This window comes from Mesorhizobium sp. M7A.F.Ca.US.011.01.1.1 (genome assembly GCF_003998295.1).
GTDB lineage: Bacteria > Pseudomonadota > Alphaproteobacteria > Rhizobiales > Rhizobiaceae > Mesorhizobium.
This window is the reverse complement of the sequence record NZ_RZRT01000005.1, coordinates 117,368-130,066: the sequence shown is the minus strand read 5'-3', so window position 1 is coordinate 130,066 and position 12,699 is coordinate 117,368. Positions and strand designations below refer to the sequence as shown.

Genomic DNA, 12,699 nt, shown 5'->3' with positions numbered 1-12,699 from the left:
CGCCGTCCTATTCCGCCGCCTGGCGCTCGCCGAAGGCGATGCCGGTAAAAGTCTGATTCAGATGCATCGACCGGTACTGTTCGCCATAGGTGCCGAAGCCGATGACATTGTTGACCCGGTAGAGTTCCGAGATCTCGCGAAACACCTGCCGATTGCGCGCGTCCAGCCGGCGCAGCACGCAGTCGAAGCCGAGGATCATGTCGATGCCGCCAAGCCTCTCCTCGACATCGCGCAGGGCGGCGCGCGTCGATTCGACCATGTCCTTGGGTTGGGCGATCGACAGCACGACGCCATCGTCTATGGCGCAGAAGAACGACAGCGAGCCGTCGGCATGCATCTTCTGGATCGATCGGCAATAATATTGGCCGCCCACCTTCACCACCACGGGATGCGAGGCGAAGCTCAGTGGCGTCAGCATCTGCGCGACGATGCCGACGGACGCGGCATATTCCTGTGCTGCATTGGTGGCGTTGAATTCGCGCACGATGCGGTGATCGGGATCGGAAGCCGTCACCACCAGTTTTTCATCGGTGGGAACGAAGTTGTCGGTCTTGAAGACATGGAAGGGAATTTCGGTCGATATCAGCACGATGATGGCGCTGTCGGAGGTGACCTTGCCGTTCGAGATCAGGCGCGTCGTCTCGAATTTCAGATCGTCGCCGGCGGAGCCGCCAAGCAGCGGTATGTCATCGAGGCCCCAGTGGATGGCTGAACTCACCGCTTCTTCGGCATAAGAGAGCCCGTCGATGAAGCAGAGCGCGAAAGTGCCTTTGGTCCGATCGCAACCGAGGCGCGCGCGCAGCGATCGCCGCAGGGTCTCCACCTCGCCGGTGATCCTGTCCATACCCGACGAGGACAGATTTTCGACCATCACGCTGACGGCGGTGAACGCGGTGGACGGAAGCAGCATGGCCAGCACATGACCATCCTCGAGACCTTGCGGCGTGATCTCGCCGGCAGTCGAACAGCCGGCGTGGTGGAGCGCCGGTGCGTGGGTCATGAGCGCCTGGGAAAGGGCGCTGGCTTCGACCAGGCTCTGGGAAAAGAACAGCAGGGCAAAGCCTGCGTCGATGGCGGCCGCTTCCAGTGCGATCGCCTTGGCGAACGCCTCCATGTCGGGCTCGTCCGTGGTGAGCGCCGACAGGCCGCATGCATAGCGCGTCTGTGAATTGGCCAGCGATGTTCTCCGCATTTCCTCCGACGCCTTTTTTGTGCGCGGCTGTTTTTAAATGCTTCTGGCGCGCGGGCGTCGACCGACATTGTTGCCTTCAATCGGCGGTTTGGCAATGGGGCCACCGGCACCGCATGTTTGGGCGCGGCCATGACCGAAAGTACAATGTTCCGCGTTTGCGACGTGCTGTTTTTTGTCCGATGTGCGGTGTACGAATAATGCACCACCGAAGCGCGAATACCGCGTCGGCAGCGTGGATACCAAGGTTGATACCCAGGGAGGGACCATGTCGGACGTTTCGTTGATGGTGAACGGAAAGCGGGTCAGCGGTGCTGCCGAGGACCGAACACTTCTGGTTCACTTCCTGCGGGAAAATCTAGGTCTTACCGGCACGCATGTCGGTTGCGACACCTCGCAATGCGGTGCCTGCGTCGTCCACGTTGATGGCAAGGCGGTCAAATCCTGTACGATGCTCGCGGTGCAGGCCTCCGGCTCCACCGTGTTGACGATCGAGGGCCTGGCCAATGGCGCCGACCTGCATCCGGTGCAGGCTGCCTTCAAGGAACATCACGGGCTGCAATGCGGCTTCTGCACGCCCGGCATGATCATGACGGCGACCGACATGATCAGCCGCCACCCCGAAGGGCTCGACGAGGCGACGGTGCGTGCCGAGCTCGACGGCAACATCTGCCGCTGCACCGGCTACCACAACATCGTCAAGGCGATCCTCGCCGCATCGATGACGATGAAGGGGTCTAAGGGTAAGGCGAAACAAGCTGCTTAAGGCAAGGGAATAAGGGAGTAGGGCAGTAGGGGAGTAGGGCAAAAAGGCGAACGCAACGAGGCCTCTTTTTCCCTACTCCCTTACTCCCCTACTGCCCTACTCCCATAAATTCCGGAGGAATTTCTGATGGGCATTGAAGGTGTTGGCGCTCGGGTCGCGCGCAAGGAAGACAAACGGTTCATCACGGGCGCCGGCCGCTATGTCGACGACATGGTGGTTCCCGGGATGAAGCACGCCGCCTTCGTGCGCAGTCCGCACGCGCATGCGCAGATCAAGAAGATCGATGTGAAGAAGGCTCAAGGCATGCCCGGCGTCATCGGCGTGCTGACCGGCAAGGAACTCAAGGCCGACGGCATCGGCAATCTCATCTGCGGCTGGATGATCCACTCCAAGGACGGTTCGCCGATGAAGATGGGGGCGTGGTCGCCACTCGCCTTCGACCGGGTCCGTTATGTCGGCGACGCCGTCGTCATCGTCGTCGCCGAGACCAAGGGGCAGGCGCGCGACGCCGCAGAGGCGGTCGAGATCACCTACAAGGAGTTGAAGGCCGTCGTCGATGCCTCCAAGGCGATGGACAAGGGTGCGCCGCAGATCCACCCCGAAGCGGACAACAATCTGATCTTCGACTGGGACATCGGCAATGCCGACGACACCGCGGCGGCCTTCGGGAAGGCGGCCCATGTCGTCAAGATGGACATCATCAACAACCGGCTGGTGCCCAACGCCATGGAGCCGCGCGCCGCACTTGGCCATTACGACAAGGCCGAGGATCACTATACCTGCTGGACGACCTCGCAGAATCCGCATGTGGCGCGGCTGGTGATGAGCGCCTTCTACAATGTCGCGCCGGAAAACAAGCTGCGCGTGATCGCGCCCGATGTCGGCGGCGGCTTCGGCTCGAAGATCTACATCTATCCCGAAGAGATCGTCTGCCTGTGGGCGTCAAAGAAGACCGGCGTGCCGGTCAAATGGGTGGCCGATCGGACCGAAAGTTTTCTGACCGACGCGCATGGCCGCGACCATCACACCCATGCTGAAATGGCCTTCGACAAGGACCACAGGATCCTCGGCCTGAAGGTGGAAACCCAAGCCAATCTTGGCGCCTATATGTCGCTGTTTTCATCGGCGACGCCGACCTATCTCTATGCGACGCTGCTGTCGGGCCAGTACAACATCCCGGCCATCCACGCCAATGTGAAGGCGATATACACCAACACCGCGCCCGTCGATGCCTATCGCGGGGCAGGGCGGCCGGAAGCGACCTTCGTCATGGAGCGCATGATGGAGACGGCGGCCCGCCAATTCGGCGTTTCGCCGGCTGAGCTGCGGCGCAAGAACTTCGTCACAGCGTTTCCGCATCAGACGCCGGTCATCATGTGCTATGACGCCGGCGACTATGCCGCTTCGCTCGATGCGGCAATGCAGGCGTCGGATTATGCCGGCTTCGCCAAGCGCAAGGCCGCCGCCGCCAACAAGGGGTTGCTGCGCGGCATCGGCATGAGCTGCTACATCGAGGCCTGCGGCATCGCGCCGTCTGCGGCCGTCGGCTCGCTCGGCGCCGGTGTCGGCCTTTGGGAATCGGCGGAAGTGCGCGTCAACGCGGTCGGCACGATCGAGGTGCTGACCGGCTCTCACAGCCACGGCCAGGGCCATGAGACGACCTTCGCGCAACTGGTCAATGAGCGCTTCGGCGTGCCGCTCGATTCGGTCTCGATCGTCCATGGCGACACCGACAAGGTGCAGATGGGCATGGGCACCTATGGCTCGCGCTCGGGTGCGGTCGGCATGTCAGCCATCGTCAAGGCGCTCGACAAGGTCGAGGCCAAGGCCAAGAAGATCGCGGCGCACCTGCTCGAGGCCGACGAAGGCGACATCATCATCGAGAACGGCGCGCTGAAGGTGGCCGGCACCGACAAGAACGTGCCGTGGTTTCAGATGGCGCTGGCCGCCTACACTGCCCACAACCTGCCGGGCGGCATGGAGCCCGGGCTCAAGGAGACGGCGTTCTACGATCCGTCGAATTTCACCTTCCCGGCGGGCTGCTATATCTGCGAGGTCGAGGTCGACCCGGAAACCGGCGTCACCGAGATCGTCCAGTTCGTCGCCGCTGACGATTTCGGCAACATCATCAACCCGATGATCGTCGAGGGCCAGGTGCATGGCGGGCTGGCGCAAGGCATTGGCCAGGCACTGCTCGAAGGCGCCTATTACGACAACAGCGGACAATTGCTGACCGCGAGCTACATGGATTACACCATGCCGCGCGCCGGCGATCTGCCGTCGTTCAAGGTCTCGACCTCGAACACGCCTTGCCCGGGCAATCCGTTGGGGATCAAGGGCTGCGGCGAGGCCGGCGCCATCGGCTCACCGCCGGCGGTGATCAACGCCATCACCGATGCCATCGGCAGCAACGATCTTGCCATGCCGGCTTCGCCGTCCACCGTGTGGGCCGCGATCCGCGCGACGAAACATTGAACGCGAATGGCGAATAGGGAGTAGCGAATAGGGGGAGAACGCGATGTTCGCTACTTCCTGTTCGCTCTTTCACCCAAGGGAGAAAGAGAAATGTACGCAGTCAACTATCACCGCGCCGCCTCGGTCGCCGATGCCGCCAAGCTGATCAAGACCGGCGACGCCAAGCTGCTTTCGGGCGGCATGACGCTGATCCCGGCGATGAAGACGCGGCTTGCCGCGCCGTCCGACCTTGTCGACCTGTCGCGGATCGCGGAGCTGCAGGGCGTCAAGGTGTCGGGCACGACCGTCACCATCGGCGCCGCTACCACGCATCACGCTGTTGCCAATGACGAGAAGCTGAAGAAGGTTTGTCCGGCGCTTTCCCATTTGGCATCGCTAATCGGCGATCCGGCGGTGCGCCACAAGGGGACGATCGGCGGCTCGATCGCCAACAACGACCCGGCGGCCGATTATCCGGCGGCGCTGCTGGCGTTGGGCGCCACCATCGTCACCAACAAGCGCCGGATATCAGCCGACAAATTCTTCAAAGGCCTGTTCGAAACGTCGTTGAAGGATGGCGAAATCGTCACCGCCGTCACCTTCACCGCGCCGGCCAAGGCGGCCTATGAAAAATTCCGCAATCCGGCATCGCGCTACGCCATCGTCGGCGTGTTCGTGGCCAAGGGCAAGGATGGCGTCAGCGTCGCCGTCACCGGTGCCGGCGACGACGGCGTTTTTCGTTCGAAGGAGATCGAGGCAGCATTAGCCGGGAACTTCGCGGCCTCGGCACTCGAAGGGGTAAAAGTGCCGGCGAAGAATTTGATGACCGACATCCATGCCTCGGCTGACTATCGCGCCAATCTGATCGCGGTGATGGCCAAGCGCGCGGTGGCTGCCGCCAACGCCTGATACGGTCAGTTGTGGACACGGAGAAGGGGTCATGCGGCCCCTTTTCCTTTTGGGACGACCTGTTGTTGTCCAACTTTGATGGAATCGCCCCCCGCACCAATCGTTTGCCTGAGCAATTTCTTCCGCCGACACTTCACCTGGAACTGCACCGGCGGCAATCTCGCACTTGCACAAATCCATATTGCACTGCAATATGGATTTGGGCGGGAATGCGAGCTGGGTTCGAAATGTACCGTCGTACCCTTCGCATACCTATTGCGAGAGGATCGGCATGACCGACATTTCCGCGACGCATGTCGTTCCGTCCCGATCCGCCGCCGACAGATCAACCAGAACAAGACTGGCCTATCTCGACGGCTGGCGCGGGCTTTCGATCGCGCTGGTGCTGATCGGCCATTTTTTTCCGGTTCCGGGAATCAATCTTGGCGTGCTGGGCGTCGAATTCTTCTTCGTGCTCAGCGGCCGGCTGATGGGCGAGATCCTGTTCATCGAACGCTACCCGCTGAAGAAATTCTTCAAACGCCGCTTCTCCCGCATCTATCCGGCTCTTCTGGTCTTCGTAGTCGTCGCGATGATCGCGCTGTCCGGCACGTTCATCGCCTTCAAATGGAAGGCGGCGCTGACGGCGCTGACATTCACCTACAATTACGCCGGCATTCTCGTGGCGCGGGCAGGGGCGCTCGACCATATCTGGTCGCTCTGCATCGAGGAGCACGCCTACATCATCCTGGCGCTGATCAGCGTCATCGTCTCAAGTCGCTCTCGCGTCGTCGTGCTGCTCCTTGCGCTGGCCTTGCTGGCCATGGCCAATGGCGCGGTTTCGTACTGGGTCTTCGGGATGGACTACGAAACCACTTATTGGCGCACCGACGTGCACATCGCGTCGATCCTGCTGTCGGCTTCGATCTGCCTGCTCAAGGCCGATGGCAGGCTGCCGGCGTTTTTGAGAGGCAAGCATGTGGCCCTGGTGGCAACGTTCTGTGCCGTTGTCCTGTTCCTGGATCAGGTGCCGACGCCGATCCACTATCTCTTCGCGGTGCCGCTGCTGGCGCTGGCCGTCAACGCACTCGATTTCAGCCCACGGTATTTTTCCGGATTGCTGTCCTCCTGGCCGATGGCGACGCTGGGCCTGTGGTCGTACTCGCTCTATCTGTGGCAGCAGCCGTTCTACAAATTCGTCTATGAACAAGGCAGCGCGCCGATCCCGATGCTGGCCGGCGTTTTTGCCTGCGCGCTCTGCAGCTACTACCTCATCGAGCGCCCGGCGCGCGAATGGCTCAACCGCAACTGGTGAATGCCGTCGTTCCCGGCCAGATGATCGCGAGTGCAGGTGGAGTGATCGCGCTTCATAAGCAGGCAATCAATTAATTATTTCTAATATAACTTTTGGAAAGCAATGACCTGCTTTCCGATATAGGCCAGTCTCATTAGACATTGGTCTTATGACACGCATTCCTTATTGCCTCACCGGCTCACCCGCCTAGTTTGTTCGCAGGACACATCTGAGAAGATGGTTCGAAGACGCATCTGGGAGGATGGAATGGACACGACCGGGGAGAGGGCGGGCGGCTGGCTCGACCGCTCACGCACCGTCGCCGAGCCTGGCTTCAGCAGGTGGATGGTGCCGCCAGCGGCGCTCTGCATACACCTTTGCATCGGCCAGGCCTATGCGTTCAGCGTTTTCAACCTGCCGATGTCGAAGCTGATCGGCATCACCGACTCGGCGCCCGACGACTGGAAGCTGACCGGCCTTGGCTGGATTTTCTCGATCGCGATCCTGTTCCTGGGCATTGCGGCGGCGTTCGGCGGCGGCTGGCTGGATCGTGTCGGGCCGCGCAAAGCCATGGTCGCTTCCGCCTGCTGTTTCGGTGGCGGCTTCATTGTCTCGGCGCTCGGCGTCTATCTGCACCAGTTGTGGATCATCTATCTCGGCTACGGCGTGCTGGGCGGCATCGGTCTCGGCCTCGGCTACATCTCGCCGGTCAAGACGCTGATCACCTGGTTTCCGGACCGGCCGGGCATGGCAACCGGCATGGCGATCATGGGCTTCGGCGGCGGCGCCTTCATCGCCTCGCCGCTGTCGGTTTATCTGATGAAGCTGTTTTCGACGCCTGAGCATATCGGCGTCGCTGAAACCTTCCTCGTGCTGGGCATCGTCTATTTCGTCTTCATGCTGATTGGGGCTGTTATCGTCAGGGTGCCGCCGGAGGGCTGGCGGCCTGCCGGATGGACGCCGCCGACGGCACAGAATGCGATGGTGACGACGTCCAATGTCCATCTCGACGATGCGTTGAAGACGCCGCAGTTCTGGCTGCTGTGGGGTGTGCTGTGCCTCAACGTGACGGCAGGCATCGGCGTGCTCGGGCAAGCCTCGGCCATGAGCCAGGAGATGTTCCCGGGACGCATCTCGCCGGCCGCTGCCGCCGGTTTCGTGGGCCTGTTGTCGATCTTCAACATGCTCGGCCGCTTCTTCTGGGCCTCGACCAGCGATTATATCGGCCGCAAGACAACCTATGCCATCTTCTTCGCGCTGGGCGTCGTCCTCTATGCGGCGGTGCCTTGGACCGGCCAGACCGGCAGCGTCTTCCTGTTCGTGCTGTTCTACGGGATCATCCTCAGCATGTATGGCGGCGGTTTCGCCACCATTCCCGCCTACCTGCGCGACGTCTTCGGCGTGCGTTACGTCGGCGCCATCCACGGCCGATTGCTGACCGCGTGGTCGGTGGCGGGCGTGCTTGGCCCGGTGCTGGTGAATTATATCAGGCAGTACCAGATCGACAGCGGCGTGGCGAAGGCCGACGCCTACACGGTCACCATGTACATCATGGCCGGCCTGCTGGTTGTCGGCCTCCTGCTCAACCTGATGATGCGGCCGGTCAATGCACGCTTCCACATGAAGACCGAACCAGCGGTGGCTTAGAGCCATTTCCATCCCGATAGAATCGGGATGAGCTCTATCGTATTGTCTGAGCTTGATCTTTTCCGAAACCGGAGCCCACTTTTCGGGATCATGCTCTGAGGAGACCGACCATGGCGCAAGGCAACGGCAATTCGATCAAACTGACGCTGGCCTGGCTGCTGGTCGGCATCCCATTGGTCTGGGGGTTCTGGATGACGCTGGTGAGTGCGGCAGCCTTGTTCCAGTAGCCCCGTTGTCAGTTCGATCCGCCTGGCCTCAGACGGAGGTCCGTCTGATGTAATAGCGGACCGCTTTCTTGCCGCCGTGGATGACGGCGGCACCGGCCTCAGTGAATCCAAGGGCGGCGTGAAAGGCATCCGAGGCAGGGTTCGGCGGGGCGGTGTTGACTTCGCAGGTGACCAGATTGTAGCCGGCGCGCTCAACATGGCCGAACAGATCCTGATAGAGCCGGCGGGCATGGCCGCGGCCGCGCGCATGCGCCGCCACGACGACGCGGTCGACATAGACGAACCGCTCATAGCGCTCGCGGAACCACAGGAAGTTCGGGCTGTCGTAGCGGGCGTCCTGGTCGAAGGTCATGATGAAGGCTTCGAGATCGCCGATGCGCCTGGTGTAAAACGCTTCGCCAAGCAGGAAAGACAGCCGCTCAGCCTCCAGCCACGACAGTTCGGCGGCATGCTCGTTGTTGAGCGCCAGGATCGCCGCTTCGTCTGCGGCCGATACACGGGCTATCGGGGCAGGGGTAGAGGTCATGCCTTGGCTGCCGCAATCGTTGCCGCCACCAGTGGTGTGTCGGTGAGCGTGTTGCGATACTCGCGATCGAGATCGGAACCACCCATGCCGATATGGGGATTGCGGTAGTCCATGGCACTCGGCACATCCTTGAGGGCGGCAAAATGCATTTCGGACAGGCCGGTTTTGCTGCGCACTTCGGCAATGTTGTGCAAATCCAGGCCGCCGCAGCCGAGGATGACGATGCGGTCGCCGGCCTGCCGCACCAGATCCGCCAACAGCGGCAAGCCTTCGATGGCGGTATCACGCTGTCCGCTGGTCAGCACGCGGCCGACCTTGCTGCGGATCAGCGATTCGAGCGCCTCGGCCGGGTCGCGCGTCATGTCGAAGGCGCGATGGCAGGTGACGTTCAAGGGGCCAGCGGCTTGCGTCAGTTCGCTCATGCGCGCCTCGTCCATGGTGCCATCGGCGTTCAGGCAGCCAAACACCACGCCGGGCACGCCGAGTTCGCGTAGTGCCGAGACATCGGCCAGCATCGAGGCGTATTCGGTCTCACTGTAGAGAAAATCGCCGCCGCGCGGCCGCACCATAACGTGAAACGGCACGCTTGCCTGCTCGATGGCGGCGCGGACCGTGCCGAGGCTCGGCGTGATGCCGCCTTCGATGAGGCTGGCGCATAGTTCGACCCGGTCGGCGCCGGCGGCTTGCGCCGCAAGAAGGCCGTCAATGCCTTCGACACAGATTTCGATCAGCGGCAGGCGGAGAGCTTTGGTCAAGGGGCGATCCAGTCCATGATTTCCCGGCCAGCCCTAGCACCGGGCCGGTCGCAGCGAAAGCGCGAACAGCCTTCCGCCTTCGGGCACAGACTTCGCGGTTATTGGCGCAATTCCGTATTCTTGGCGCCTTGCTCGACCTGATCGATCACCAGAAGCTTCACCTCGACATCCCCGATATTGGTGGCCTGATGCCACTGGCCGATCATTTCGATGATGAAATCGCCAGCCTTGTAGGTGTTGCTGTTGCCGGTCTCGACATTGGTGACCTTTAGCGTGCCGGCCTGGACATAGGCATAGCGCGGGAAAGGGTGCCTGTGGACCGGCAAGGTCGCGCCCGGCGCGATGTCGTAGGTCGAGACCAGCACCTGCACGTTCTTCTGCGGCAGCGTGATCGGCTGGCCGGACGCGGTCGTCGTGCGCGACGCAAGAGGGGTCACGACGACAGGCGTGCCGCTGCTGTCCAGCGCGTGGGCCGGGTTCGCGGAAAAGGCCACCGCGAGCAGCAGTCCGGACATCAAAATTTTTCGCATGATTCGCTCCACCCCGCCGCCAACATCGCGCAGTGACCGCCAGCACGCAAGGCAGCGCCTTGGCACCCGCTTCAGCGGACCTCGTACGGTGTGGCGGAATTCCCCGCCGAAGAGCATGGCTCGCTGGATTTGCCTGCCGGCCAGAAAATTTTTTACGCCCCTCTTGACGGAAAAAAACACGATTACCAGATCGTTTTCCGTCGAGGCTTCGGCTCGACATACTGGCGTCGCAGCGGCGCTGCGACAGCCTCGTAACCCATGTTGCTTCACGGAGGATATGGCTATGAGAAGCTTTGATTATGCCCCTCTTTACCGCACAACCGTCGGCTTCGACCGTCTCTTCGATATGCTCGAGAAAAGCGGGCGCTCCGACTGGCCTCCCTACAATATCGAGAAGATTGGCGAGAACGACTATCGCATTACGATGGCTATCGCCGGCTTCGCTCTCGATGAGGTCGAACTCATGCAGAACGGCCCCGAATTGTCTGTCATCGGCCAAAGGAAACCCGACCAGGAAAATCGGGAGGTCCTTCATCGCGGCTTGGCGACGGGCAACTTCAAGCAGGTGTTCAAACTTGCCGATCACGTAAAGGTCAAGGCGGCCAACCTCGAGAATGGCTTGCTGTCGGTGGACCTGATCCGCGAAGTGCCCGAGGAACTCAAGCCTCGGCGCATAGAGATAGGATCCGAAGCCAAAGCGGCTTCGCTCGAGCAACCCGACAAGAAGCAGCCGATCGATTGGCATGCGGAGCCTCAACGCGAGGTCGCCTGATTCCCAGGAACCTAGATCTACGGTCCGCCTCCCGGTTCGGCCGGGAGGCACAGATCGCGGAGAATGGAGATGAGAACCGAAGCTTACAGTTTTTACCAACCCGAACCGAAAAATCTTGCCGCGGAACCCGCGGGGTTGCGGACGCCAGATGACGTCCTGAACGAGGAGACGATGACAATCGGCGCAAAGCGGGCTTTGCTCGCGTTCTGGGCTTCCGACGTTCATGCGGTTCCTGACAATCCCGCGTTGCGGCAATTGGACAACGGCGCCATCGTGGAAGTCAGCGACATACTTCGCGCCCTCCACCTCCTGGACGAATCCGGGCGGGAACCCCGTATTTCAAAGATGCCGGGCACCGTCAGCCCGTCTTTCGAGCGGCGCCGCAGGAAGAGCCGCCTCGGTTGGATGCGGCACCCCTGGCGAGATGACGACGATGATCCGCCGCCAATCCCGGCCATTGCAACGGTACCGCCTGGGCGTGGAGGTGGCGGCATGTTGGCCGAGCCGGAGCATGCAATCGCATGATGACCCGAACCAGCAACAACCCACCGTGCCGAATGGAGGATTACATGAGTGACAGGACGTTCGACCAACCGGTCCTGGTCAAGAATGGCGAGTTCATTCAAGAAATAGGGTGCCTCGACGACGCCTTTGACTTCTTTGACGAGTGGCCAAGGGAACGGCGGGGTCCGATTTTCGAAACGGCCTTTCGAGCCTGCCAGCGTGCTTACGACGGCCAGGTTCCGCTGACGGTGGCGCGCGATGCCGTCGCCGGCTTCGCAAGATCCGTCAAGATCCTGCAGGACCCGCTTGCTCAGTTCCCTTGGATGGACGGCACAAGGTCAGGTCGCGGTGGGATTACCGCTTAGCCTTGATAAAAGGGGCGGCGCTACCAGGATGGCTGGGCCTGCATCGTCGTTTTCACATCGCTGCAAGGTGAACTGCCCTACCAGTTCACCTTGCAGCGGGGCGGCTCGATCTTTTGTTCGAACTCCCTGGTGCGGTTTTTGGCGACTGGCTGGGTCAGCCTCGCAACAGTCAACGCTAATATAATGTTCGAAGCGTCGCCACAGGAGGTTCAATGGTTTCCGCTATCGCAAGTCAACATCCGCATGTCCCGGAAAAACAAACGGCAGTGGGGAAGCCGCAAACCGGGGAAGGATTTTCGCCGGGCCGCAGCGCGGACGCCGTGGGACATCTGGCCAAAATCATGGTTGCCGCAGGCGGCGATATGGATGCTGGCGCGCAAGGCCGCGCGGCATCCAAGGTCGCCAGGATGGACATCACGGTTCTGGCCGCACCACGCGCAGAAACACCAGCAGAGTAAAATATGCTCGTTCGGGCGCCTCCGCGCCGTCATCAGCGGCATGGGCCGCTCTCGCAGATTACGCCACCGCTCTCAGTGGAGGCTCCGCCATCGTCCCCAGGCCTTCGCATTCCGTGCAGGCGCTCGTCTTTCCGGGGCAGCCACCCCGATGGGTTCCCTGCGGGCAGCAGTGCCCGTTTGACGCATACCACTTGGAGCAGTCGAAAACCCGGCCGCTGCCATGACAGCGCGGGCATTCCATATTCGATGAAATCATACCAATCTTGCCCAACCCAAACGCACTCGCCCTACGCCGCAAGTAACAGGAATCATTGTGCTTTCAAG

13 protein-coding genes are annotated in these 12,699 nt (G+C 61.5%); 9 read left to right on the top strand and 4 right to left on the bottom strand.

Features of this window, described 5'->3' with window-relative positions; translation table 11 throughout:
• Window positions 1–7: 7 nt before the first annotated feature.
• The gene (locus EOA13_RS09160) at window positions 8–1,192 is read right to left on the bottom strand and encodes an FIST signal transduction protein (protein ID WP_050592709.1); all 1,185 of its coding nucleotides are present in this window, start codon (window positions 1,190–1,192) and stop codon (window positions 8–10) included.
• Window positions 1,193–1,457: 265 nt separating this feature from the next.
• Here EOA13_RS09160 and EOA13_RS09155 point away from each other — a divergent pair, with 265 nt between their 5' ends.
• The 5 genes from EOA13_RS09155 (at window position 1,458) to EOA13_RS09135 (ending at window position 8,238) form a co-directional block, all read left to right on the top strand.
• The gene (locus EOA13_RS09155; RefSeq protein WP_127291588.1) at window positions 1,458–1,955 is read left to right on the top strand and encodes a (2Fe-2S)-binding protein; all 498 of its coding nucleotides are present in this window, start codon (window positions 1,458–1,460) and stop codon (window positions 1,953–1,955) included.
• 126 nt (window positions 1,956–2,081) lie between these two features.
• Window positions 2,082–4,430 (top strand): xanthine dehydrogenase family protein molybdopterin-binding subunit, encoded by a 2,349-nt coding sequence (locus EOA13_RS09150; protein ID WP_023812221.1) that lies wholly within the window; start codon window positions 2,082–2,084, stop codon window positions 4,428–4,430.
• Between the two features lie 90 nt (window positions 4,431–4,520).
• Window positions 4,521–5,318 (top strand): xanthine dehydrogenase family protein subunit M, encoded by a 798-nt coding sequence (locus EOA13_RS09145; RefSeq protein WP_127291585.1) that lies wholly within the window; start codon window positions 4,521–4,523, stop codon window positions 5,316–5,318.
• Between the two features lie 271 nt (window positions 5,319–5,589).
• Complete coding sequence (locus EOA13_RS09140; RefSeq protein WP_127291583.1) at window positions 5,590–6,612, top strand: acyltransferase; 1,023 nt, start codon at window positions 5,590–5,592, stop codon at window positions 6,610–6,612.
• Window positions 6,613–6,858: 246 nt separating this feature from the next.
• On the top strand, window positions 6,859–8,238 hold the full coding sequence (locus EOA13_RS09135) for an OFA family MFS transporter (protein ID WP_127291580.1): 1,380 nt from the start codon (window positions 6,859–6,861) through the stop codon (window positions 8,236–8,238).
• A gap of 255 nt (window positions 8,239–8,493) precedes the next feature.
• Here the strand turns inward: EOA13_RS09135 and EOA13_RS09125 are convergent, their stop codons facing one another.
• From EOA13_RS09125 to EOA13_RS09115, 3 genes are all read right to left on the bottom strand, one after another.
• A complete protein-coding gene (locus tag EOA13_RS09125) occupies window positions 8,494–8,991 on the bottom strand; it encodes a GNAT family N-acetyltransferase (protein WP_127291575.1) in 498 nt (165 codons plus the stop codon).
• Window positions 8,988–9,746 (bottom strand): copper homeostasis protein CutC, encoded by a 759-nt coding sequence (locus EOA13_RS09120; RefSeq protein ID WP_245490336.1) that lies wholly within the window; start codon window positions 9,744–9,746, stop codon window positions 8,988–8,990. The genes EOA13_RS09125 and EOA13_RS09120 overlap by 4 nt, the downstream gene beginning before the upstream one ends.
• Before the next feature lie 98 nt (window positions 9,747–9,844).
• Window positions 9,845–10,276, bottom strand: coding sequence for a cupin domain-containing protein (locus EOA13_RS09115; RefSeq protein ID WP_127291570.1), 432 nt, complete (start codon window positions 10,274–10,276; stop codon window positions 9,845–9,847).
• A gap of 283 nt (window positions 10,277–10,559) precedes the next feature.
• Between EOA13_RS09115 and EOA13_RS09110 the strand changes: the two genes are divergently transcribed.
• From EOA13_RS09110 to EOA13_RS09095, 4 genes are all read left to right on the top strand, one after another.
• A complete protein-coding gene (locus tag EOA13_RS09110) occupies window positions 10,560–11,048 on the top strand; it encodes an Hsp20 family protein (protein ID WP_127291923.1) in 489 nt (162 codons plus the stop codon).
• Between the two features lie 69 nt (window positions 11,049–11,117).
• Complete coding sequence (locus EOA13_RS09105) at window positions 11,118–11,573, top strand: hypothetical protein (RefSeq protein ID WP_127291567.1); 456 nt, start codon at window positions 11,118–11,120, stop codon at window positions 11,571–11,573.
• A gap of 44 nt (window positions 11,574–11,617) precedes the next feature.
• A complete protein-coding gene (locus tag EOA13_RS09100) occupies window positions 11,618–11,917 on the top strand; it encodes a DUF982 domain-containing protein (RefSeq protein ID WP_127291564.1) in 300 nt (99 codons plus the stop codon).
• Between the two features lie 212 nt (window positions 11,918–12,129).
• Window positions 12,130–12,375, top strand: coding sequence for a hypothetical protein (locus tag EOA13_RS09095; protein ID WP_127291562.1), 246 nt, complete (start codon window positions 12,130–12,132; stop codon window positions 12,373–12,375).
• The last annotated feature ends 324 nt before the right edge of the window (window positions 12,376–12,699 follow it).

Coding starts and splice junctions, on each gene's coding strand:
- EOA13_RS09160 (WP_050592709.1), bottom strand. CDS start 1,192: ATGCGGAGAACATCGCTGGCCAATTCACAGACGCGCTATGCATGCGGC.
- EOA13_RS09155 (WP_127291588.1), top strand. CDS start 1,458: ATGTCGGACGTTTCGTTGATGGTGAACGGAAAGCGGGTCAGCGGTGCT.
- EOA13_RS09150 (WP_023812221.1), top strand. CDS start 2,082: ATGGGCATTGAAGGTGTTGGCGCTCGGGTCGCGCGCAAGGAAGACAAA.
- EOA13_RS09145 (WP_127291585.1), top strand. CDS start 4,521: ATGTACGCAGTCAACTATCACCGCGCCGCCTCGGTCGCCGATGCCGCC.
- EOA13_RS09140 (WP_127291583.1), top strand. CDS start 5,590: ATGACCGACATTTCCGCGACGCATGTCGTTCCGTCCCGATCCGCCGCC.
- EOA13_RS09135 (WP_127291580.1), top strand. CDS start 6,859: ATGGACACGACCGGGGAGAGGGCGGGCGGCTGGCTCGACCGCTCACGC.
- EOA13_RS09125 (WP_127291575.1), bottom strand. CDS start 8,991: ATGACCTCTACCCCTGCCCCGATAGCCCGTGTATCGGCCGCAGACGAA.
- EOA13_RS09115 (WP_127291570.1), bottom strand. CDS start 10,276: ATGCGAAAAATTTTGATGTCCGGACTGCTGCTCGCGGTGGCCTTTTCC.
- EOA13_RS09110 (WP_127291923.1), top strand. CDS start 10,560: ATGAGAAGCTTTGATTATGCCCCTCTTTACCGCACAACCGTCGGCTTC.
- EOA13_RS09105 (WP_127291567.1), top strand. CDS start 11,118: ATGAGAACCGAAGCTTACAGTTTTTACCAACCCGAACCGAAAAATCTT.
- EOA13_RS09100 (WP_127291564.1), top strand. CDS start 11,618: ATGAGTGACAGGACGTTCGACCAACCGGTCCTGGTCAAGAATGGCGAG.
- EOA13_RS09095 (WP_127291562.1), top strand. CDS start 12,130: ATGGTTTCCGCTATCGCAAGTCAACATCCGCATGTCCCGGAAAAACAA.